Origin of the sequence: Geovibrio thiophilus (assembly GCF_004087915.1) — a bacterium.
Taxonomy (GTDB): Bacteria; Chrysiogenota; Deferribacteres; order Deferribacterales; family Geovibrionaceae; genus Geovibrio; species Geovibrio thiophilus.
The window spans coordinates 1,000,456-1,023,770 of record NZ_CP035108.1; the positions used below are offsets into that span (position 1 = coordinate 1,000,456).

Sequence of the window (23,315 nt, forward strand, 5' to 3'; positions counted from 1 at the left end):
ATGGGGATAAGCAAAAAATATGCCTTTATAAATAAATCCAATAAGGTGAAAATTTCGTTACCTGACAACCTTTAAGAATAATTATCGATTGTGCTTGTTGAAACTGATTAAAAATAAGGCAAGCGTTGTGGATTAATTAATCGCAGCTCCTGCTGCTTCCGCATGCTGAAAAAACCGCCGGAGCGCTGCTCTCTCTGGCATCCATCACCACTCTGCGGATAAACTCCAGCTTTCTGTAGACCATGTGTTTGATAACAAACGGATATGCGTCAAATTTGCCTACGCTCCTGTTTAGGGCGTTCATTGCCACTGTCAGCTCCATCCATTTGGCGAATATCTGGCGGAAGTTGTCTCTGCGGAATTCAAGCTTTATGATGTTGAAGGATACCGCAGTTTCAAGGGTGTCGTTCATGTGGAGGTAGTGCGCCCACGTTTCTGCCCAGTCCTCAAGGGGGTGCATGCCGGCATAGGCGCTTATATGATATTCCTGCCAATCGGTGCGGGGACCGTTTTCATAGTAGTTTTTGAGGGCGATGTCATAATCCCAGTAAGGGTTGCCGAAGATAGTGGTGAATTCCGGCTCCCAGCGGGTGTTCTGCACAAGGCGCATCCAGTAGTAGTGACCTATTTCATGACGGAAGTGACCGAGATTTGTACGGTAGCGCTCATTCATCTCCTCACGCACTGCGACCCTGTATTCAGGGTCGGCTTCCGCTGCATTTACGGTTATCACGCCGCTGCTGTGCCCTGTGTATATATGCTCCTCCGCCACGAGGGGGTTTGAGCGCCTGTCCTCCAGAAAGTCAAAAACAAGCCCTTTTTCGGGGTCTTCCTCTCTGGTTTCAAAGGTGAGCCTGTTGTTGAGAAGGTTGTAGATCATTCGTCTTTTGGCATCTTCCAGTATGCGCCAGCGTTTTACGTTTTTCGGTATGCTCTGGTGCGGAATAACTCTCGTAAGGCGGCAGCTTTGGCATTCTGCGTGCGGATCATCCTCTGTTATAAGCCAGTTGCAGGCAAGCACCTCTTCCGCCCTGTGCTTGCAGAGCCGGAAACGGGTGTCTGCTTCACCGGCTTCCGTGACCAGACCGCCTTTTACTTCCTGAAGGGTGAACATGCGCAGAGTAGCGGGGTCGAACCCCACATCCTGTCCGCAGTTAATACACTTTGTATTATCGAAAAAAATCTCCGAGCCGCAGGAGCAGTGAAATCTTTTCATCCGGCAAGCTCCGAGTTAAACCAAGTGGCGGATACCGCACTGTCTATGTCATAAACGGCAAGCTGTATTTCATCCATGAATTTGTGTATCTCCATTTCTCCCGCGTTATCCGGAGAAAAATCTTTTAATCTCTGAAGCAGCAGGCTTGTTTTTTCCTTTACCGCTCCGCTGTTGGGAAGCCTTGAGGCGAAAACCGCCGCAGCCTCCGCACAGAAAGCCACAGAGCGGGGAAACTTAGTATCCTTAAGCAGGAAGCGTATTACCTCCGTGCCCACAATCTGTCTCTTAACCGCCTGTCTGTACATCTGATAGGCGCTGAGGGTTTTCAGCAGATTCATCCACACTATCCCCTCAAGGCTGCGCATCTTTTTCAGACTGCTTTCGGACAGAAGCAGCGCTCCGGCGTCCATTATTCTTGATGTGGTGTCGGCTCTTTCAAGCAGACGCCCCAAGTGAAGGAACGTGTGCGTATGGTTCCTGCTTAGACCTCCGGCGAGTATGCCCTCAAGCCTCTGACCGCCCTGTATCACACGGGTGAGGAGCTGATAGCGTCCGCTGCGGGATAATATCGTATCTTTGTCCGTTTTCGCAAGGATATAAATCTCGTTGACCGCCTCCCACGCTTCTCTGGGGAGTATGTCCCTGCTTGTGCGCGCGTTTTCTCTCGCATAGGAGAGCGAACAGAGCATGGAGCCGGAGTTGCGCTGGTCGGTGAGAAGAAATGAGGTCACATTCTGCTCACTCGCCTCATCGTACAGCCCGCTGAAATCCTCCTCAGAGCCGGTGATCTTCAGCAGACTGTGCCAGCCCACATCAGTCCCTTTAGGCATATCAAGCAGAAGCCCCGTATACACATTCACCAGTTTTGCCGTGTTTTCCGTGCGCTCCATGTATCTTCCGAGCCAGTACACTCTGTTTGCGACTTTTGACAGCATACTACGCCTCCTCCTCAATAACCCACGTGTCCTTGCTGCCGCCTCCCTGTGAGGAGTTGACAACGAGGGAGCCTTTTTTGAGCGCCACACGGGTGAGCCCTCCTGCGGTGACATAGGTTCCGGCGCCTTGCAGTATGAACGGGCGTAGGTCGATGTGGCGTCCGTCTATCCCGTCCTCTGTGAGGGTAGGCGTCACGGAGAGGTTTAATGTCGGCTGTGCGATGTAGTTTCTTGGGTTCTGCTGTATCAGCCCGCGGAAAGTCTCAATCTGTTCCTTTGTGGAATGAGGACCCACAAGCATGCCGTAACCGCCGGATTCGTTGGCGGGTTTCACCACAAGCTCGGGAAGATGCTCCAGCACGTATTTCATATGGTCTTCCCTGCGGCAGAGGAAGGTTTCCACATTTGGGATCAGCGGCTCCTCACCCAGAAAAAAGCGTATCATATCCGGCACATAGGCATAAACAACCTTGTCATCCGCCACCCCTGTTCCCGGGGCGTTCGCTATAGCGACATTCCCCGCCCTCCACGCGCGCATAAGCCCGGGAACGCCTAGGATCGAATCGCTCCTGAATACCTCGGGGTCGATGAAGTCATCGTCTATCCTCCGGTATATCACGTCCACAGGGGCAAGCCCCTCTATGGTTTTCATGTATACCCTGTTGTCATCGCTGACATGAAGGTCTGTCCCTTCCACAAGTTCCGCACCCATCTGCTGAGCAAGAAAAGCGTGTTCAAAGTAGGCGGAGTTGAATATTCCCGGAGTGAGCACTACTATCTCGGGGCTTGTCACCCCTGCGGGAGCGATGGACGTGAGCATATCGAACAGCTTGGAGGGGTAGTCGTCGACGGGGATAATATTTATATCTTTGAATAATTCGGGAAAAACTCTCTTTGTTATCTTGCGGTTCTCAAGCATGTACGAAACACCGGAGGGTACACGGAGATTATCCTCCAGAACGTACATTGTTCCGTGCTGATCCCGCACAAGGTCGCTTCCGCATATGTTTGCCCACGCGCCGTGAGCCGGCGTCATGCCTATACATTCCCTGCGGAAGTTGCGGGATGTGGTTATTACATCCTCGGGCACTACGCCTGCTTTGAGTGCTTCCTGAGAGTTGTACAGGTCGTTGATGAACATATTCAGCGCTTTCAGCCTCTGGGCGAGACCGTCTGAGATTTTTTTCCACTCATCCCCGCACATGACACGGGGAATTATGTCAAAGGGCATGGCACGGTCTATGTTCGTGCCCTCTCCGTATACGGTGAATGTTATGCCCAGCTCTATTATTGCCGCTTCGGCTGTTTTTTTACGGGTGTATATGTCTCTGGATGAAAGTTTTCTCAGATGCTCGAAAAGCTCCCCGGAAGCCTTTCTGGGCGTTCCCTTCTTTTCCATTACTTCGTCAAAAAAATCCGACGGATCATAATCATTCCAGCCGATGGGCATGTCTCCTCCTTGGTGTGATTCAGATAATCGTTTCCGCCTCAGTTCATGAGGCGTTTTGGAGACCGTACGCAAAAAAATAAGTGATAAAAGATTATATTTATCCCTTATTCTACAGCTTTTTGTTCTTGTGTGTCAATATATCACGCAAATCCGCACATCCTGCCGTATTTGCGCACACGCTCGCAGCGGGATAAACCCGCTTTCGCTTCGCACGGCGCAGCCCCATCCATGGGACTGCTATGTCACGCTATACTAAATGGCAGTATATATAAAAATAATCCGTACTTGCTGTCTTCATCACGCAAATCCGTACATCCTGCCGTATTTGCGCACACGCTCGCAGCGGGATAAACCCGCTTTCGCTTCGCACGGCGCAGCCCCATCCATGGGACTGCTATGTCACGCTATACTAAATGGCAGTATATATAAAAATAATCCGTACTTGCTGTCTTCATCACGCAAATCCGTACATCCTGCCGTATTTGCGCACACGCTCGCAGCGGGATAAACCCGCTTTCGCTTCGCACGGCGCAGCCCCATCCATGGGACTGTTATGTCACGCTATACTAAATGGCAGTATATATAAAAATAATCCGTACTTTACATATTGTGGGCGGCGGGTAAGAATATATAAAAGAGGGTAGGAGGAAATAATGAAAAATGTTCTGGTTATGACGGGCAGCCCGAGAAAGGGCGGCAACAGCGATTTGATGGCTGACGCCTTTATTGAAGGGGTGAAATCTGCCGGACATTCAGTGGTAAAGTTTGAGACGGCATTTAAGAATATAAAAGGGTGCAGGGCTTGCAATTCCTGTTTTTCCAAAGGAAAGGCATGTGTTTTTGATGATGATTTCAATGAACTCGCTCCTCATCTTGAAAAGGCGGATGTGCTTGTATTTGCCGCTCCTCTGTACTGTTTTTCTTTTCCGGCGCAGCTTAAAGCGGCTATAGACAAGTTTTACTCTTTTTACATAACAGAACACCCGCTGGCTGTTAAGGAGTGCTGTCTTCTCACATGCGGGGCGGATGAGGGGGAAGAGGTTTTTGAAGGGATGGTGAAGATGTATGAACATCTTGCCGCCTACAGCGGCTGGGTTGACAGAGGAAAGCTTCTAGTTGCGGGTGTTGCCGAAAAAGGGGATGTGAAAAACACTGACAGTCTCGGAAAAGCAAAGGAACTGGGTGCTGGCATTTAATCCTGCGTTCTGCTTGAACAGATTAAGGGAAACGCTCCCATGGAAGGGAGCGCGCCGTGCGTAGCGAAGGGCGGTTGACCCGCCCGCGAGCGTGTGTAAACAATTTCCAAGGATGGGAAATTGTTTACAGGCAAGACAGAAGGGAGCGCGCCGTGTGCAGCGAAGCCCTGCTTAGCAGGGCGCGAGCGTGTGTAAAAATCCGGCAGGATGCGCGGATTTTTATTGTTAAGACTGATGTCCCGCAGGGTTCTTTTTGAAGAACTCTTTTTTCTTTTCGGGATCGGGTATCATTGTGTCTTTTCCGGGTGTCCAGCCTGCGGGGCAAACCTCACCGTGCTTGGCAACGAACTGAAGCGCGTCAAGGCTTCTGAGAACCTCATCAACGTTTCTGCCTATACCAAGAGCGTGGATAAGCTCAAACTGGACAACGCCTTCGGGATCGATGACGAAGGTTGCTCTGAGTGCCATTCCTTCGGGAAGAAGCACGCCGTAGTCCTCGGAGATTTTCTTAGTGAAATCCGCGACAAGGGGGTAGGAGATTTCGCCGAGACCGCCTTCTGTGCGGGGAGTGTTTATCCATGCGAGGTGTGAGAATTTGCTGTCAGTTGAAACTCCCACAATCTGCGCGTTTCTCTTCGCAAACTCGGGTGCTGCGTCTGAAAGTGCTGTGATTTCGGTGGGGCAAACAAATGTGAAGTCGAGGGGGTAGAAGAAAAGAACAACCCATTTTCCTCTGTAGCTTTCGAGGCTGACGTCTTTAAATTCTTTTCCCACAACGGATATTTCTTTAAAAAGGGGTGCTTGTTTTGTTACAAGGCTCATTGGCATCCTCCTGAGTGATGTAGTGTATGTTTAAGGATATTCCATACCCGGGAGGTTGTCAATAGGATAATATCATTTAGCAAGTAATAATTTTTATTGCTTAGGTTCCTTAGTATTTTTTATCTCTTCAATGTGCTTATGCCATACGATTTTGGATATAACATTTCTATTGAAGTTGGAAAGCCTTATGTATTCCAGACCGCATCTGCTGCCCTGAGCCCAGACTATGCGAACTGTAAGCGGCTGGAGCTCGATTTTTGAGCGCATATTGTAGTAATGATCGCATTTCATACATTTGGGGAAGGTTATCGCGTTTTTAGTTCTGAGCTCTACAATATCTCCGGGTTTTAGGCTGCCGTTATGAATTATCTGCATGCCGCCTTCGCTCATGTCTAAAGTTTTGCTCATGAAGCAGCCGCCGCTGTAAGCCCTTGAGCCATCGTCACCTTCTTCAAAGAAGAAGCCGCACATCTTTATTGCGACCTTGGCTCTGATGAAATTTCTCCGGTTAGTCATAACCGATTCGCTGGTTTCCTGAAGTTCTGTCATAATAATACCTGTTAATCTATTGTATATATGTGTTAATATTTCTTCTGCAATAATTTTTGTAGTATTATTGCAGTATATTTTGGTTTGTCAACTATAATACATAAGTTATATTTTTATCCTGCCAATGCAAGGGTTATATATTTCTTGTAAAATGCGGCACAATAATTTATTTTGTGCGGACTACAATTAATTTGCAATTTCGGAGTAAAAAATGAGTCATCCACTTATTATACAAGGCGGAATGGGTGCTGCGGTCTCTAACTGGGTTCTCGCCGGAGAGGTCTCAAGACAGGGGCAGCTCGGTGTGGTTTCAGGCGTTGCCATGGATATTATTTTCGCCAGAAGACTTCAGGAAGGGGACAAGGGGGGGCATATGAGACGTGCTCTCGCTGCGTTTCCTTTTCAGGACGCCGCTGCGAAGATTCTGAAAAAATATTTCAGGGAGGACGGGCTGACGGCGCAGGGCAGATACATGAACGTGCCCATGCACAGCGTGAATTCGTCCAAAGAGCTTATTGAACTCACTGTCGCCGCCAACTTCGCTGAGGTTTATCTCGCCAAGGAAGGTCACAGCGGCAAAGTGGGCATAAACCTGCTTGAAAAAATACAGCTTCCCAATCTCGCCTCTCTTTACGGAGCGATGCTTGCCGGAGTTGACTATGTCATCATGGGAGCAGGCATTCCCCGAGAGATTCCGGGCATACTCGATCGTTTTTCCGAAAACCTCAAGGGGGATATGAGGCTCAATGTGGAAGGCGCTCTCAAGGATGAAAGCTTTCATGTATCTCTTGATCCTAAGGAACTTTTCGGCGGCGGGCTCCCTTCGCTCAAGCGCCCCGATTTTCTCGCTATAGTATCCTCAAACGTACTCGCTACTACTATGATCAAGAAGTCCACAGGCAAAGTGGACGGTCTTGTGGTTGAATACCCCATTGCGGGCGGGCACAATGCGCCTCCCAGAGGCGGTATAACTCTTGATGATTCAGGTGAGCCTGTTTACGGAGAGAAGGACTTTATTGATCTTGAAAAGCTCAGGTCTCTTGAGGTTCCCTTCTGGCTTGCGGGCGCTTTCGGTGAGGCGCACAAGCTGAAAGAGGCTATAAAGAAAGGCGCGGCGGGCGTTCAGCTCGGAACCGCTTTTGCTTTCTGCAAGGAATCAGGGCTTGATGAAAAACTTAAAAAAGCTATTCTCTCCTTCGGCAAGTTTGAAGTGAAGACAGATATATTCGCCTCTCCCACAGGCTTTCCCTTTAAGGTGCTTAAGGTGCTCGGTACACTTTCCGAGGCTTCCGAATACGCGGCAAGACCCAGAATCTGCAATCTTGGTTATCTGCGCACCCTGTTCAGAAAGGATGACGGAACAGTGGGCTACCGGTGCCCCGCCGAACCTGTTAAGTCATATATTGAGAAGGGCGGCAGGGAAGAGGACACAGAAGGGCGCAAATGCCTCTGCAACGGTCTTCTCGCCAATATCGGTCACGCCACGCAGTACATGAACGGCTATTTCGAGAAGCCTCTGGTAACAGCAGGCTCATGCTTCGCGACCGTTAAGGAGTTTCTCAGAAACGGCAACTGCTCCTTCAGCGCGAAGGAAATTATAGAGTATGTTTTGGGCGATCTCAAAACAGTTGAACAGGAATAGAACTATTTCAAAGATAACAATGACAAGCCCGCCGGATACAAGCCTGCGGGCTTTTTTTATTGTATAGCTGATTGCTATGATTATATAAGACTAAATCAGTGTTAAATTTTTATTGAACATACGTCTGATCGGAGCTATTATTAAGGCTTAAACTCTATATCTGCTACACAATAAGAGTTCAGGGGCTGATTTATGTTTGATATATCAATAAAAAAGAAACTCGCAGTTTTTGTTCTCGGTGCGTCGCTGGTTGTTTTTGTCGGTCTTTTCTTATATATGCTCAATCTTACCAGAGACATATCCAAGTCTGTATTCACAAAGACAGCCGATAATCTTGTTTATTCTCTTAATGAAAAGCTCGCGGCGAAGGACGATGTTGGGCTTACCAATGCTCTTGCCGTTGTAAACAATCAGGCTGTGGTTGAAGCTCTTGTTACCGGAAACCGGGAGCTTGCCATAGAGCCGCTTCAGAAGCTTTCTGACAGCTTCAGGGAAAATACAAAGCTTAAGAATGTCCAGATTCATATACATACTGCGGATATAAAATCTTTTCTGCGTGCGTGGAATCCGAAGAAATACGGGGACGACCTCAGTTCCTTCCGCTATTCGCTGATTGAGATGAAGAAAACCCGCAAGCCCATGGTTGTTTTTGAAATAGGTGTAGCAGGACTTTCCCACAGGGCGATTGTGCCGATTTTCCATGAAGGCGCATACATCGGCTCAATGGAGTTTATTCAGGGAATCAATTCCATTGTCGATGAACTGAGTGAACGGGGAACTGATATGCTGATGCTTATGGATCAGAAATATCTTGATATAGCTGAAGAGGCGCGGGAAAACCCTAAAATGGGCAGGTATGTTGTTGCTCAGAAAAATTTCAGTGTTGAACTCGCGGACGCAGTCAAGGATATAGATGTCGCTGCCCTTGTGAATGAAGGATACTCCGAGATCGGAGGGTATTTTGTCACAGCAGTTCCAGCAAAAGGCTTAGGCGGTATGGAGATAGGTTACTTCCTGCTGGCGGAGAAAACCGAAAAGATTATGGGTGAGATAAACGAAGCAAATCACATGGTAAAGATATTTATGTTGGGTGCGGCTGCTCTGGTGGTCACTATCCTCATGGTAATGTTTGCCGTGCTTAATATTCTTGTTTTCAGACGTGTTAAGATCTTGGCGGAAATGTTTGAGGAGATCTCCAGAGGTGAAGGGGATCTTACCAGAAGAATAAACAGCAGGGTGCATGACGAGCTTGGCGTGCTCTGCGATCATTTTGACAGGTTTATATCGAAAATAAACGGGATCATTTCCGAAGTGAAGCTGAACGCCGCAGGAGTGGCATCGGGCAACTCGGAACTGGCTTCTACGACTGATCAGTTCAGCAGCACCTTTCAGGAGCAGGCGGCACAGGTTTCCGGCGTTGCCGCCGCACTGGAGGAGATGAGCGCCTCAGCGGGTGAAATTAACGCAAGCCTGACCGACGGCATAAGTTTTTCCGAAACTGCCTCCGAAACCGTTGAAAACGGACGCAGACAGCTCACGGAGGCTGTGGACAGGATTGAGGGGATCCGCATGGAGACGGGCAGACTCGCCGGCTCCATTGACAAGCTCGGTGAGGCATCTTCCAGAATAGGTGATATTATCAGTGTGATAAACGATATTGCGGATCAGACAAACCTTCTTGCGCTGAATGCCGCTATCGAAGCCGCAAGAGCAGGTGAGGCAGGCAGAGGCTTTGCCGTCGTAGCCGATGAGGTTCGTAAACTGGCGGAAAGGACACAGAACGCCACCAAAGAGGTAGGCAGTCTCATATCAAGTCTTCAGACGGAGACGAAAAGCGCTTCAGCTCATATGGGCAGCGCCGAGAAAACTGTGGACGAAGGTGTCGGGGCTATCAAGGAAGTTGACGGATATTTTAATAATATTGTAGAGGCGGTTAACGACATCCGCTCCGCAATGGCAGTGATAAGAACCGCTGTGGATGAACAGGGAAGGGCGATAGCCGGAACAAATGAGAATGTTCAGGTTATATCTGCGGGTGTCGAGGAGAGCTCATCCGGAATGACAGAGGTCAGCCGGACAGTCACCGATCTCCAGAGGCTCGCGGAAGAGCTTGATTCTCTGGTGAGAAAATTCAGAACAGAATAGACATGCAATACTCAAGCCGCTTTCCGCAAGGGTGAGCGGCATTTTTTAACGCGGTTTTTATTCATCGCTTGATCTGAAAAGAATATTAATTTAATATCAAATGTTTTGTTGTGCGTTGCCGTCGTGTGCGGTTTACGTATTTTCGATTATCGACTAACTCTTTCATAATTATTGTTATTTGTATCTGTACAGTTTTCGGGAAGGCGGACATAAAACGTCTGAATCATAACGGATACAGGTCTGCCGATAGTTGGGAAACGGACTGGTGGGCGGTGATTGAAATCCCCCCTCGTTCCCCCTTTGTTAAAGGAGGATGGAGATTCTCCGGTTGCGCTTCAGAATGACACACCGAACGGCGTCACTCTGAGCTTATGCGAAGAGTCTCAATAACCAGAGGTGCGCAGCGCAGCCGCATTTATTGCGGCGCGAGCGTGTACAATAATCCGACAGGATGTACGGATTACTGTTGTTGAGTAGAGATGTGCGTAAGTCATAAACGCTCCCATGGAAGGGAGCGCGCCGTGCGCAGCGAAGCCGCATTTATTGCGGCGCGAGCGTGTACAGTAATCCGACAGGATGTACGGATTACTGTTGTTGAGTAGAGATTGCGTAAGTCATAAACGCTCCCATGGAAGGGAGCGCGCCGTGCGCAGCGAAGCCGCATTTATTGCGGCGCGAGCGTGTATAAAAATTTTCCAAGGATGGGAAAATTTTTATTATAAATTAAGGAGGTTATATGGAGACTATTTCGGGAGTAAAGAAGACCATTCTGGGGCTTCAGATGCTTTTCGTGGCATTCGGAGCACTGGTTCTCGTTCCCCTGCTGACGGGGCTTGACCCGTCTATCGCCCTGTTTACCGCAGGAGCCGGAACTCTGCTTTTTCAGGCTATCACCAAAGGAAAAGTACCTGTTTTTCTTGCAAGTTCATTCGCATTCATCGCACCTATTCAATACGGAATGCAGAATTTCGGCGTTGCCAAAACCCTCGGCGGTCTTACCTGCGCAGGGTTCACATACATTCTCTTCAGCTTTCTCGTGAAGCAGGGCGGAATCAAGGCTATCGAAAGATACCTGCCCCCGATAGTCACCGGACCGGTTATAATGGTAATAGGTCTTAACCTCGCCCCTGTCGCGGTGGGTATGACAAAACATTTCGGCGACGGTCAGTATAATATTCAGGCGGTCATACTCGCGGGAATCACTCTTTTCACCGCTGTAATCGTTGTAGCGTACGGCAAAAGAATTTTCAGCCTCATTCCCATACTCACCGCAATCTGTGTGGGTTATGCCGCCGCTCTGATAATGGGGCATGTAAGCTTCGAACCGATCATGCAGGCGGCGTGGATCTCCATCCCGTGGGTCGAGGCTTCCAGAAACGGCTCCTTCGCATTTCCCCAGTTCGATATAGAAGCAATTATCTTCATCCTTCCTGTCGCCATAGCTCCGGCGATTGAGCATGTGGGCGATATTCTCGCAATAAGCTCAACAACAGGGAAGGACTATCTCAAGGATCCCGGTCTCCACAGAACACTCCTTGGTGACGGTCTCGCCACAAGTATGGCAAGCGTTCTCGGCGGACCTCCCAATACCACTTATTCCGAAGTTACAGGCGCCGTTGCGCTCACTAAAGCCTTTGATCCCATGTATATGCGCATAGCGGCGGTATTCGCCATATGCCTTGCCTTCTTCGGAAAGCTTGGCGCTGTGCTCAAAACAATACCCGTTCCCGTAATGGGCGGAATCATGTTCCTCCTTTTCGGCATGATAGCGGGCATAGGCATCAACTCTCTGGTGAGAAGCAAGGTCGATATGTCCAAACCGAGAAACCTGATTATATCATCTGTTATCCTTGTGTGCGGCATAGGCGGGGTAAATCTTTCCATGTGGAAGGTGACACTCGGCGGCATAGGGCTTGCGGGCATAGTCGGCGTTCTTCTCAACCTTATTCTTCCTGAGGATAAGTAATGGGAGAGTTCAAAAATCTGACTGTAATCAGCCACCCGCTGATTCAGCATAAGCTGCGCTACATCAGGGACAAAAAAACCTCAAAACGGGATTTTAAGGAGCTCGTGGATGAGGTGGCTATGCTTATGGCATATGAGATTACCAAGGACTTTCCCTTAAGGAAGGTTAAGATAAAAACACCCATCTGCGAGATGGAAGCCCACGAGGTTTCCGGCAAGAAGGTTGTGCTGGTGCCGATCCTCCGTGCGGGGCTCGGCATGGTGGAGGGAGTGCTTAAGCTCATGCCTTCCGCCCGTGTGGGGCATATCGGGCTTTACAGGGATCACGAAACCCTCCAGCCCGTGCAGTATTACTTCAAGGTTCCGCAGAACTGTGAAAAGAGGGATTTCATATTGATAGATCCCATGCTAGCCACAGGCGGTTCGGCGATCGCGGCAGCGCAGATGCTTAAGGATAAAGGCGCTGAATCCATCAAGTTTATGAGCCTGATAGCCGCACCCGAGGGTGTGCGTGCGTTCTGCACCGCGCACCCCGACATAAAGGTGTACACTGCGGCTCTTGATGAAAAGCTTAATGAGCTGGGCTACATTGTCCCCGGTCTCGGCGATGCCGGAGACAGGCTTTTCGGAACAAAGTAAGACTTTAAATGAATAAAATTCTTATGGTGTTCGGTCACCCCAACCCTGAGAACTCCTTTGTTAACAGTATAATAACAGACGAGCTCAGTAAAACGGAAGGGGTGTCCGTGCGCTGCCTGAGTTCCGCGGCCGGATGCTTTGACGTTGAGGCGGAGCAGAATGCGCTTGCGGAAGCGGATATAATAATCTTCCAGTTCCCTCTTCAATGGTTCAATATGCCGTGGATATTCAAGAAATGGCTTTCGGACGTGTTCACGGACGGCTTTGCCTTGGGTGAGGGCGGAAACAGGCTGAAAGGGAAAATTCTCATCGCCTCCGCCACTATGGGAGGCGGGGTTGACGACGCCTCATCGAAGCCCGTTTTTAATCTTCTGAATGATATTAAAGAATTTGCCGAATACACAGGCATGGTTTATGCCGAACCGGTGGTGAGCGGCAGTTACCTGTTTGTGCCTTACCTCGCAGGTGATAAGGAGGACATAAGGAGGCGGGCTCTTGAACACGCGGAGGAATTAAAGAGAAGAATAGCCTCGTTCATTTAGGGAAAAGAAACGTCTTACTCCTCATTAAGCTCTTCGTGCAGCTCCTCAACTTTCGTCTTCATTTCAGCAAGAAGGTGTCTGCCGTTTTCCGTTATTCTGTAATATTTTCTCTGCTTGCCGCCAACATTTTCCGTACGGCAGGAGATCAGATCCTGCTTCTCCATTTTGGCTAGGGCTGGGTACATTACCCCCGCTCCGATCCTGTAGCCGTGTCGGGCAAGTTCCTCCATCAGTCCGGCTCCGTAAACTTCCTCTTTCGCCGCGTGGTGCAGTATATGCAGTTTTATAAATGCCAGCTCGGTTTCCCTTTGCATATATTCTCCATAATATCAGATTACGATATTGACACACGATATTGCTATGTTATATTGATAATATAGCAACAGCGGAGAAGATTCAATGGGCGGAATGAAAAATATAATGGGAGTATTCACAGTGTTCCTTCGGCTGGGGCTCACATCCTTCGGGGGACCTGTGGCGCATCTGGGTTATTTCAGGGATGAGTTTGTAGTCCGCAGAAAATGGATGAACGAACAGGAGTATGCTGATCTTGTGGCATTGTGCCAGTTCCTGCCGGGCCCTGCGAGCAGTCAGGTCGGGTTTGCCGTGGGGCTTAAACGGGCGGGGAAAGCCGGAGGACTCGCAGCGTGGCTTGGCTTCACAATACCTTCAGCGCTTATTATGATCGCTTTTGCCTACGGAGTCGCCTCATTCAGCGGAGCTCTTGACTCAGGCTGGCTTAAGGGGCTGAAAGTGGCGGCTGTGGCTGTTGTTGCCCACGCTGTGTGGGGAATGGCGGTGAAGCTCTGCCCTGACAGACTGAGGGCGGTGATTGCGGTAATATCAGCCTGCGCTGTGCTGGCTTTTTCATCAGGTATTATGCAGATAGGCGTTATAATAGCGGGCGGCGGCGCGGGGTATTTTCTTATAGTGCGTCAGCAGGGCGAAGCCGTTGCGCAGAAACGCTTTTCCGTGAGGAGCGGGGCTTTTTATCTTATTCTGTTTTTGGCGTTTCTTATTCTTCTCCCTTTCGCTGCCGCATATACCGATCTGCATGCGGTCAGGCTTGCGGACAGCTTTTACAGGGCGGGCTCGCTGGTTTTCGGCGGCGGTCATGTGGTTCTGCCGCTGATTCAGGCGGAGGTTACGGCAGGGGGCTGGCTGGGCAGAGATGAGTTTATGGCGGGCTACGGGGCTGTTCAGGCGGTACCCGGACCTTTGTTCACATTTGCCGCTTATCTGGGTGCTGCGTCTCATGCCGCACCCAACGGTTTTGCGGGCGGTATGATCGCTCTTGTGTTTATATTTCTCCCCTCCATGCTGCTTGTTATGGGAGTTTTGCCTTTCTGGGAGAAGCTGCGCAGCCTGCCCGCCGCTCAGAGTGTGCTTGCGGGAACGAATGCCGCAGTGGTGGGGCTTCTTCTTGCCGCCTTCTACGATCCGGTCTTCACGGAAGGAATAAAAGGACGTGCGGAAGTGATAACAGCACTCTGCGCATTCGGTTTGCTTCAGTTCATGAAAACTCCGTCATGGGTCGTGGTTGTGCTCTCCGCCGCTGCGGGCTTTGTTCTGCTGTAGTTATTTTATCCCGCTGATAAGGCTGAAAACGGGACTTAAAAGCCCTATGAATATTATCAGCATGAATATTCCCACAAATCCGATTACTGCGGGTTCAAGAACCTTTGACACGGTTTTTGCGGTGCGTTCGGCCTTGTCGAGGTAGTGCTCTGCCGCTGTTTCAAGCTGCTCCGTGAGATGTCCCGTCTGTTCTCCTATACTTACCATCCTAACGAGAAGAGGCGGGAAGAGCTTCTGTTTTGCCATGGACACCGAAAAGGACTCTCCGCCGCTGACTGATTCCCGAATACCTTTGACAGCCCGTGTGAAGACTGTGCTGGAGAAGCTGTTTTCCATAACGGACAGCGAGCGGTACAGGGGCAGACCGGAGCCTGTCATAAGTCTTATGTATTCTGCGAAGAAGGCGAGATTGAACAGATGCACCAGACTGCCCGCAACGGGTATTTTGAGTATAAGTTTATCTGTTTTCAGGCGGAAGCCGGCATCGGATCGGCGGAAATAGGAAAACAGAACGGCAGAAGCGCAGGAAACCATGAGAATGAACAATCCGTATGAACCGAGAAAACCGGATACCCCGATTATGCCCATGGTGACAGGGGGCAGCTCCGCCTCAAACACACGGAAGGTTTCCGCCATCTGAGGCATTACGTAAACAATCCAGAAGAGCAGGGCGCCGAGCAGAGAGAAAAAGGCAAACGCCGGATACATAAGCGCCTGACGTATACCCGCCTTGAGGTCGGTTATCCTTTGCACATGGTTTGAGGCGTCTTTCAGCGTCTTGTCCAGCCTGCCTGTCTCCTCCCCGATGCGGACAAGGCTCAGCACTGTCTCACCGAATGCGCTCCCGCAGGATTCGCATGCCTTAGAGAAAGAATCGCCCGATGCCGTGCGGAATGATACCCGGTTGAGGATGCTTTCCACAGCCGGACTGTCCGTGTCCTCAGTAAGCTCTTTCAGTCCCATGGTGAGGGGGATGCCTGATTTTATCACAAGATGCAGGCTCTCCAGAATTTCCGTGAGCTCGGCGGGGGATATTCTGTCTTTCCTGCGGAAACGGCGGGAAATATTAGAAGCCTCCTTAACTGTTATGGGTTCAAGCCCGCAGTGGGCAAGATATGCCGACAGCTCCTGAGAACCGGAAGCCTCAAGCGTGAGGCGCAGCTTTTTCCCCGCCGAATTGAAAGCCCGCACCGAGAAAATCATTTTACAGCTACTCTGCGGATTTCGCCGAGGGTGGTTATGCCCTTTGCCGCCTTGAGGAATCCGTCGTCAAGCATGGTGAGCATCCCTTTTCTGACTGCGTTTTCGTGTATTTCGTTGGGGGTTGCTCCCTTGATTATCATATCCTGAATCTCAGCGTCTGTTTCCAGAAACTCGGAGATTACCGTTCTGCCGGAATATCCCGTCTGCCCGCAGCGGGGGCAGCCCTGCGGTTCGGGGAGAAGGATTTTTCCGTTCATCCCGTGCCTTGCCGCGATTTCCGGATCAATGCCGTATGATGAGAGAGCTTCGACGTCCGTCTCCCTCTGCTCCGCGCAGAAGCGGCAAACCTTGCGGACGAGCCTCTGCGCCATAATTCCCGAAACGCCCGAGGCTATGAGATAATTCTTTATTTTCAGATCCAGCAGTCGGGGGATGGCGGTCACCGCATCGTTGGTGTGCATGGTGGAAAGAACCAGATGTCCGGTTATTGCGGCTCGCATGGCTATTTCCGCCGTTTCTCCGTCTCTCATCTCACCGAGGAGAATCACGTCCGGATCCTGTCTGAGAAATGCCCTCATGGCGGAGGCGAATCTGTAACCAGCCTTTTCGTTAACCTGAGTCTGCTTTATGAATGGAAATCTGTACTCAATAGGATCTTCCACCGTGAGTATCCGCCGTTCAAGGGCGTTTATCCGTCTCAGGGCGGAGTAGAGTGTCGTTGTTTTGCCTGAGCCTGTGGGACCGGTTACCAGAAAGATCCCGTGGGGCTTGGCGAAACATTTCTCAAGCCTTTGCCTGACCTGTTCATCAAACCCGAGGCTCTCAAGACTGAACATCGAGAGGTTCTTTCCCAGAAGTCTCAGCACGGCGTTTTCGCCGTACGCCGTGGGGATAGTCGAGACACGGATGTCATATTCCTCACCGAAAAACCCGGCAGTCATGGAACCGTCCTGCGGGAGGCGTTGTTCCGCAATGTCAAGCTGGGAGAGTATTTTGATTCTGGAGATAAGCGAGGAGTGCACTGAGGCGGGCACAGCGAAGCAGTGGCGCATTATGCCGTCCGTACGGAAGAAAATGTGCGCTCCCACTGCTTCCGGCGAGATGTGTATGTCCGTTGCCCGCTCGGTGACGGCGTATTTCATTATATTATCCAGCAGGGCGGGGGTGTCCGTTCCCGTCTGCTGCGTGAGGGAGCGGGAGATCTCTTCCCTCACAGGTTTTTCTATGAGGTAGAAGTTCATCTCAATGCTTCTGAGGATGCTTTCCCTGTCCGCCACGTGGATTTCAGTTCTGAAGCCGGTCTTCCTGCGTACCGTGTCCGCCACGTTTATGTCAAACGGGTCTGCGGCGGCTATGCGGACTGTGTCCGCGTTTTTGTCAAAGGGGATGAAGGAGAGGTCTTTCAGAGTATTCATGCCGAACAGACTGAGCAGCTCCTTATCCGGCTTGATGTCCGATATGTCGGTATATTTTTTACCCGCCTGCTTGGCGACAGCCATCGCCGTTTCAGCAGAAGAAACGAACGCAAGGGAGGTCAGCACATCCCCCAGCACGCCTGAGTGCACACGCTGAACATCAAGGGCGACCCCGAGCTGTTCCTCCGTGAGGTATCCCATCTCTATAAGTAGCTGTCCGAGCTGTTTATCGTGCATAGCGTCCCCTTCACCCGTACTTGAACTATAGCCCAACGGGAAGGGCAGATCAAAACAATTATGGTAAAAGTACCCGTTGATTTATGTACCGAATAATTGTAACCTTTTTCGGATATTCAATCATCATTTTCGGAGGCGGCATGAGATTAACAAAATATTTTATCCCCACGCTCAGAGAGATTCCCGCGGAAGCGGAAGTTGTAAGCCATAAGGCTATGCTCAGGGCGGGGATGATCAAAAAACTCGCTTCAGGCATATATGATTATCTTCCCCTCGGACTCAAAGCGATCCGCAAGGCTGAAAATATAATAAGAAAAAACATGGACTCATCAGGCGCTATAGAGATTCTCATGCCTTCCGTTCAGCCCGCCGAAATGTGGGAGGAATCAGGACGCTGGAGCTACTACGGCAAGGAGCTTCTCCGCATCAAGGACAGGCACGACAGGAACTTCTGCTTCGGTCCCACCCATGAGGAAGTCACGACAGATATAGTAAGAAGCTTCATCACGTCATACAAGCAGCTTCCCATAAATCTCTACCAGATACAGACAAAATTCCGTGACGAAGTGCGCCCCAGATTCGGGCTGATGAGAGGCAGGGAGTTCATCATGAAGGATGCCTATTCCTTTGATGTGGATGACGCGGGCGCAAATGTGAGCTACGGCAAAATGCGTGACGCATACCGCCGCATATTCGACGACTGCGGTCTGAGATATACAATGGTTGAGGCTGATTCCGGCGCCATAGGCGGCTCATACTCCCATGAGTTTATGGTTCTCGCCGACACGGGGGAGGACAGCGTTATCAGCAGCGACAGGGGCGGCTATGCGGCAAACCTTGAAAAGGCTGTATGCGCCGACAACTGGGAGGAATGGAACGAAGTTGTTCTCCCCGCTGAGGAGAAAGAGACTCCCAACACCAGAACAGTTGAGGAGCTTGCCGCTTTCCTCGGCGTTCCGGTTATAAAGATACTCAAGGCTATGATTGTCAATGTGGACGGCAGATTCTACTGCTTTCTCGTGAGGGGTGATCATGAGCTTAACCTTGCCAAAGTCAAAAACTTTTTCGGAGCACCTTCCGCTGAGCTGGCTTCCTATGACGACATAGCGGAGCAGACAGGCGGCGCTCCGGCGGGTTTCATCGGTCCTGCCGGGCTGAAAATCGAAATTTACGCGGATTATGCGGTGCGCGCCATGAAAAACGTTGTAATGGGCGCTAACATTAAGGATCTGCACATCATAAACGCCAACCTCGGGAGGGATTTTGAGGTCAAAGCCTTCGGCGATTACAGAAACGCCATAGAAGGGGATACCTGCCCCGCTGACGGCGGAAAGTATGTGCTCACCAGAGGAATTGAAGTCGGACACATTTTCAAGCTAGGCACCAAATATTCCGAAAGCATGAACGCCGTTTACCTTGACAGGGAAGGCAAAAGGAACCCGATGATAATGGGCTGCTACGGAATAGGCGTAACAAGGGTTGTAGCTGCTTCTATAGAGCAGAACCACGATGAAAAAGGGATAATATGGCCTGTTCAGCTTGCGCCCTTCGAGGTCGTCATAGTCTCACTCAACCCTAACGAGCAGGCGGTTGCAGATCTTTCCGAAACAATATACAAAGAGCTTTCCGGTCTCGGTCTTGATGTTATGTACGACGACAGGGACGAAAGGGCGGGTGTTAAATTCACCGATGCCGAACTTGTGGGATACCCCGTGCGGGTGGCAATAGGCAAAAAGTCGCTGTCAGAGGGAAATGTCGAGGTAACTGTGCGCAGAACAGGGGAAACCGTTGCTGTTAAAAAAGAAGACTGCATTTCGACAGTTATGGAAATTCTTGAAAAGCTGCGATGAACAAAGGTTATTCTTGCTAAAGAGAAATTTATTATGTAAAACAATCATGAATTGATTCTCTCTTAAGCGTTCGGAGGTACGATGAAGAAACGCTATACCATTATGATATTTGACGAATCCCGTTTGGGTGAGGTTAAGACCAAAAAGCTCAGCCTTTCTACAATCAAATTCGTTATGATGCTGGTGGCATTTTACGCCGTTATTTCTTTTACAGGTTTTTTCTTTTTAACCAGCCTTTACTCCGAGCGTCACGATATGCTGGTTTTCAAGCACGAGAATGAGAAGCTTAAAGAGAAAATCGACGGTTACGCCATGCAGCTTGAGGAGATCGAGAAAAAGATCGCCAGTGTTGATGAGCTGGAGTACAAAGTTCGAAATCTTGCCACCTATGCCAACGGTCCTGTTCCTCAGAAGCAGCTTGCCATAGGCGGTAAAGAGGTCGACATCATTCAGGACCTTTCAGCCGTGAGCGAAAGGAAGGAAAAAGAGTTCTTTGAGGAGCTTAACGAAAACCTCGTTACCCTCGGTCTGGAGCTTGAGAAAAGGGCGGCAAGCCTTTCGGAACTGTCCGATTTTCTTGAGGAACACAGACTCATAATGAGCTCAACACCCTCTATCTGGCCTACCAAAGGCTGGATCTCAAGCAGCTTCGGCTACCGCATATCCCCCTTCACGGGAAGACGCGTTTTCCACGAAGGGCTTGATATAGCAAACAAAATGGGCACACCCATCAGATCCGCCGCCAAGGGCGTTGTTATCTTCTCCGGAAGAAAAGCAGGCTACGGCAATGTGATAACAATAGACCACGGCTTCGGCTACGTAACAAGATACGCCCACTGCAACAAACTCTTTATGAAAGAAGGGGACAATGTAGAGAAAGGGCAGGTTATAGCCGAAGTGGGCAACACCGGCAGAAGCACAGGTCCGCACCTGCATTACGAGGTTCTCGTGAACGGCGTGCAGGTTAACCCGATGAAGTTCATCATCGGAGAGACAGATCTGGCGGCGAACATTCAGTAATACAAATCAAACCAAAGTCAGAAAGACACACCGCCCGCCTCCAAAAAGGCGGGTTTTTTGCTGACAAAGAATCTGAGACTGCCGCGTATCAAAACAGTTTTTTTGCGCATTGCCGCCAGTGAGTTTTTGTTTCAACAAATAATTCTTTGTCTGTTCTCTTCACTTTGAGTTGCTTATGCCGTGATATGCCTTATACTTTAATTACAGACACGGTTATAAGCGGCGGCGCCGTTCAGAAAGAAACTTTAAAAAAAGATCATGCACGGCACAGGTTGCCGCCGCTTAAAGAATAGATGAAGCCGTTCCGGTATTGTGCCGGAGCGGCTTTTTAATGATCAGCTGCCGGATTTTGTGAACATTTCTTCTTTGGCGTATTCAGTTATGTCATTGCCGAAATGAATGAGGTAGTCTTCCCCCACCGGCAGCCAGAAGCCGTCATAGACAATTCCTCTTTCTTCAATATAACAAACGTTTCTCACAGCCTTTCCCGAATTGAGAGCCGTCGCGGCTTTACAGTATTTCGCATGGGAAGCGGAATCGCCCAGACTGTGGCATTTGACGCCTGTAGGCATTCCGTACTGCTCACCCGCCTTATTAAGCGCCAGTATATCGTGCTTTCTGCTCAGAAGCATAACCGGGCTGGGGTACTCCGCCCATGTAAGCTTAAATGCTTCTATAACTTTTTCTTTGTCCATAATCTGCCTCCTCTCTGTGTTTTATTATAATAATGATTCAGACTGAGGAATGCTTTTCAGATTTATATTGATTTGTAACAGAGTGTACTCTCTTACTGTTCAACCGGAAAATAAAGGCAGGCTTCCGTTTCTTTATGCAGAACGCTCTTGATCTCCAGCTTTCCGCCGTGTGCCTCGGCTATCTGTTTGCATATATCCAGTCCGATACCGTAGCCGCCTGTTTTTTTGCTTCTGGAGATGTCTGTCCTGTAAAATGGTTCGGTTATGAATTTAAGTTCATCTGCGGGTATGCCTATTCCTTTGTCTGTAACTTTTATGAAGGTGAATCCGTTCACGATGCCGCTTTCCACCGTAACAGGCTCACTGGATTCCTCAGAATATTTGAGAGCGTTGTCTATAAGGTTTCTGACGGCGTGCTCAATAGCTTTCGCGTCAATGTTCAGTTCAATGGGATAAGGGTGGGGAACAAAAACAACTCTTCCGGTTTTTTCTTCATAAGGGGCACATATTTCCCCTGTCAGTTTATTAATGTCGGTGTGTTTTTTCTTTAGTGCCCCGTGCTTTATCCTCGCTCCTTCCATAAGATAATTTATCAGCGTATCCATCTGTTTTATGTCGTCAGTCATGTCTTTACGCAGAAACTCATCCTTTACCATTTCAGCGGCAATACGAAGACTTGTCAGAGGAGTGCGCAGCTCATGGCTTATACCTGTGAGCAGTTTGTTTTTATATTTGATTGAGCGGGAGATTTCCGATGTGAGAGAGTCAAACATATTGCAAAGGTGTGCCAGTTCATCGCTGCCGCACCTGTTAATTTTATAGTCATAGTTTTCCTTCTTAACCTCTGCTATGGCGGCGGAGAGATAGTTAATAGGCTTAAGGATCTGTCTTATCAGCATGTACACTGCCCCCATGAGCAGTGAGACGGCGCCGATCATGAACCAGCCGTACATGCTGAGGCGCTCCATCTCTCCGGTCAGAGGCCAGAACTTAAATTTTATGCTTGAATCACCCTCGGTAATTTCAGCGGTCTGATACCCGTGAAGTGTTCCCAGAGTGAGGTTTTCGTCTATTGTTCTGTAGTGCAGCTTATCCTCGGGGAATCTTCCTTCGGTTCTTCCGGTTGCCCAGCTCTCCTCGGGTGATGAATAAATTACCGTTATGCCTGTTCTTTCGGACAGAGCTTCGGCTTTTCGTACATCAGGCGGATAGCCTATTTCGTCACGGAGAAACTGAATATAGATAACTCTGTGTCTGTTGAGGCTTGTTTCCGAGTTTTCCACATAATGGGTAAAGATTCCGAATAGGATTATATTCAGCAGGACGGCGGAGCAGACAACAATGAACAGAAGCTTGGTGAAAACCGAGCTGAGGAGCTTTTTAATCATTGCCGCGCTCTCCTATGAACATATAGCCCGTTCCCCATACTGTTTTTATGAACAGGGGCTCTTTTGGATCGTCTTTGAGCTTGTTTCGGAGACGGCTTACCGTGACATCCACCGTGCGGTTGAAGGCGTCACAGTCTATCCCTTTGAGTTCGTTGAGTATTTTATCTCTGTCCAGCGTAACGAAGGGGTTTCTTACAAGAAGATGCAGAATACCGAATTCGCTTGTGGTCAGATCCAGCCTGACGCCGTCAAGCGTTGCGGTATATTTAGACGGCTCAACGATGAGTCTTCCGAAGCTGTACTGCGGCGGTTTTCTCTCTCCGGCAGGCATAGGTTCTCTCCGCTTTATCACCGCCTGAATCCTTGCCACCAGCTCTCTGGGTTCAAATGGCTTGGGCAGGTAATCATCAGCGCCTATCTCAAGTCCGACTATCCTGTCCTCGACTTCTCCCCGCGCGCTCAGCATTATTACCGGAATGTCGGAAAATTTACGTATGCGCTTGCAAACCTCAAAACCGTTTATTTTAGGCATCATTATATCCAGAATGACCAGCGCGGGGGAGCGTTCATCAAACTTTTCAAGAGCTTCTTCGGGATCATCGAAGGCATCAATGATGAACGAGTACTCAGAGAGATATTTTTTGAGCATTTTGATCAGCTTGAGATCATCATCGATGATCATTATTTTTGTCTGCATACAGTTCCTCTCAAAAAAAGACTGTGATTAACGCCCAAGTCATTACAACTATAAAAATGACCGTAATACCGAACAAGAGAATATCGCCGAGCTTCATTGCTTACTCCTGTACATACTATAAATATAAACGC

Annotated in this window: 20 protein-coding genes; 9 read left to right on the forward strand and 11 right to left on the reverse strand. The window is 49.5% G+C overall.

The genetic code is table 11. The features are described 5' to 3' along the window. Nucleotides 1-136: 136 nt before the first annotated feature. Genes EP073_RS04655 through EP073_RS04665 form a run of 3 tightly spaced genes read right to left on the reverse strand, consistent with a single transcriptional unit; the run spans nucleotide 137 to nucleotide 3,601 of the window. Entirely contained in the window at nucleotides 137-1,216 is a 1,080-nt protein-coding gene (locus EP073_RS04655; RefSeq protein WP_128466006.1) for a zinc-binding metallopeptidase family protein, read from the reverse strand. Beyond that, entirely contained in the window at nucleotides 1,213-2,151 is a 939-nt protein-coding gene (locus EP073_RS04660) for an alpha-E domain-containing protein (protein ID WP_164885276.1), read from the reverse strand. Before EP073_RS04660 ends, EP073_RS04655 begins: the two co-directional genes overlap by 4 nt. Before the next feature lies 1 nt (nucleotide 2,152). Then, the gene (locus tag EP073_RS04665; protein WP_128466008.1) at nucleotides 2,153-3,601 is read right to left on the reverse strand and encodes a circularly permuted type 2 ATP-grasp protein; all 1,449 of its coding nucleotides are present in this window, start codon (nucleotides 3,599-3,601) and stop codon (nucleotides 2,153-2,155) included. Nucleotides 3,602-4,254: 653 nt separating this feature from the next. Between EP073_RS04665 and EP073_RS04670 the strand changes: the two genes are divergently transcribed. Then, entirely contained in the window at nucleotides 4,255-4,797 is a 543-nt protein-coding gene (locus tag EP073_RS04670; protein WP_206617498.1) for a flavodoxin family protein, read from the forward strand. Nucleotides 4,798-5,022: 225 nt separating this feature from the next. Here the strand turns inward: EP073_RS04670 and EP073_RS04675 are convergent, their stop codons facing one another. After that, nucleotides 5,023-5,619: a peroxiredoxin gene (locus EP073_RS04675; protein WP_128466010.1), complete on the reverse strand. Its 597-nt coding sequence runs from the start codon at nucleotides 5,617-5,619 to the stop codon at nucleotides 5,023-5,025. Between the two features lie 93 nt (nucleotides 5,620-5,712). After that, entirely contained in the window at nucleotides 5,713-6,168 is a 456-nt protein-coding gene (locus EP073_RS04680) for a PilZ domain-containing protein (RefSeq protein ID WP_128466011.1), read from the reverse strand. A 211-nt stretch (nucleotides 6,169-6,379) separates the two neighbouring features. Here EP073_RS04680 and EP073_RS04685 point away from each other — a divergent pair, with 211 nt between their 5' ends. The 5 genes from EP073_RS04685 to EP073_RS04705 all read left to right on the forward strand — a co-directional run bounded on the left by EP073_RS04685 (nucleotide 6,380) and on the right by EP073_RS04705 (nucleotide 13,101). Beyond that, nucleotides 6,380-7,810 (forward strand): nitronate monooxygenase, encoded by a 1,431-nt coding sequence (locus tag EP073_RS04685; RefSeq protein WP_128466012.1) that lies wholly within the window; start codon nucleotides 6,380-6,382, stop codon nucleotides 7,808-7,810. A gap of 192 nt (nucleotides 7,811-8,002) precedes the next feature. Continuing rightward, entirely contained in the window at nucleotides 8,003-9,955 is a 1,953-nt protein-coding gene (locus tag EP073_RS04690) for a methyl-accepting chemotaxis protein (RefSeq protein ID WP_128466013.1), read from the forward strand. Between the two features lie 736 nt (nucleotides 9,956-10,691). After that, complete coding sequence (locus tag EP073_RS04695; RefSeq protein ID WP_128466014.1) at nucleotides 10,692-11,921, forward strand: uracil-xanthine permease family protein; 1,230 nt, start codon at nucleotides 10,692-10,694, stop codon at nucleotides 11,919-11,921. Then, nucleotides 11,921-12,559 carry a uracil phosphoribosyltransferase gene (upp, locus tag EP073_RS04700; protein ID WP_128466015.1) on the forward strand — a complete coding sequence of 213 codons (639 nt, stop codon included), beginning with the start codon at nucleotides 11,921-11,923 and terminating at the stop codon, nucleotides 12,557-12,559. The genes EP073_RS04695 and upp overlap by 1 nt, the downstream gene beginning before the upstream one ends. 8 nt (nucleotides 12,560-12,567) lie before the next feature. Further along, a complete protein-coding gene (locus tag EP073_RS04705; RefSeq protein ID WP_128466016.1) occupies nucleotides 12,568-13,101 on the forward strand; it encodes an NAD(P)H-dependent oxidoreductase in 534 nt (177 codons plus the stop codon). A gap of 14 nt (nucleotides 13,102-13,115) precedes the next feature. Here EP073_RS04705 and EP073_RS04710 read toward each other — a convergent pair whose 3' ends face one another. After that, a complete protein-coding gene (locus EP073_RS04710) occupies nucleotides 13,116-13,415 on the reverse strand; it encodes a PadR family transcriptional regulator (protein ID WP_128466017.1) in 300 nt (99 codons plus the stop codon). A gap of 85 nt (nucleotides 13,416-13,500) precedes the next feature. Between EP073_RS04710 and chrA the strand changes: the two genes are divergently transcribed. Continuing rightward, nucleotides 13,501-14,679, forward strand: coding sequence for a chromate efflux transporter (gene chrA / locus EP073_RS04715; RefSeq protein WP_128466018.1), 1,179 nt, complete (start codon nucleotides 13,501-13,503; stop codon nucleotides 14,677-14,679). Here chrA and EP073_RS04720 read toward each other — a convergent pair whose 3' ends face one another. Together EP073_RS04720 and EP073_RS04725 are read right to left on the reverse strand one after the other, a co-directional pair. Then, entirely contained in the window at nucleotides 14,680-15,882 is a 1,203-nt protein-coding gene (locus EP073_RS04720; RefSeq protein WP_128466019.1) for a type II secretion system F family protein, read from the reverse strand. Next, entirely contained in the window at nucleotides 15,879-17,534 is a 1,656-nt protein-coding gene (locus tag EP073_RS04725) for a GspE/PulE family protein (RefSeq protein ID WP_128466020.1), read from the reverse strand. Before EP073_RS04725 ends, EP073_RS04720 begins: the two co-directional genes overlap by 4 nt. Before the next feature lie 140 nt (nucleotides 17,535-17,674). Here EP073_RS04725 and EP073_RS04730 point away from each other — a divergent pair, with 140 nt between their 5' ends. Both EP073_RS04730 and EP073_RS04735 read left to right on the forward strand, forming a co-directional pair. Then, nucleotides 17,675-19,384: a proline--tRNA ligase gene (locus EP073_RS04730; RefSeq protein WP_128466021.1), complete on the forward strand. Its 1,710-nt coding sequence runs from the start codon at nucleotides 17,675-17,677 to the stop codon at nucleotides 19,382-19,384. An 81-nt stretch (nucleotides 19,385-19,465) separates the two neighbouring features. Next, a complete protein-coding gene (locus EP073_RS04735) occupies nucleotides 19,466-20,404 on the forward strand; it encodes a M23 family metallopeptidase (protein ID WP_128466022.1) in 939 nt (312 codons plus the stop codon). 335 nt (nucleotides 20,405-20,739) lie between these two features. On the opposite strand, the gene EP073_RS04740 is transcribed toward EP073_RS04735, so the two are convergent. The 3 genes from EP073_RS04740 to EP073_RS04750 form a co-directional block, all read right to left on the reverse strand. Further along, entirely contained in the window at nucleotides 20,740-21,099 is a 360-nt protein-coding gene (locus tag EP073_RS04740) for a hypothetical protein (RefSeq protein WP_128466023.1), read from the reverse strand. A gap of 92 nt (nucleotides 21,100-21,191) precedes the next feature. Beyond that, entirely contained in the window at nucleotides 21,192-22,487 is a 1,296-nt protein-coding gene (locus tag EP073_RS04745) for a sensor histidine kinase (protein WP_128466024.1), read from the reverse strand. Further along, entirely contained in the window at nucleotides 22,480-23,184 is a 705-nt protein-coding gene (locus tag EP073_RS04750; protein WP_128466025.1) for a response regulator transcription factor, read from the reverse strand. Before EP073_RS04750 ends, EP073_RS04745 begins: the two co-directional genes overlap by 8 nt. Nucleotides 23,185-23,315 lie beyond the last annotated feature (131 nt).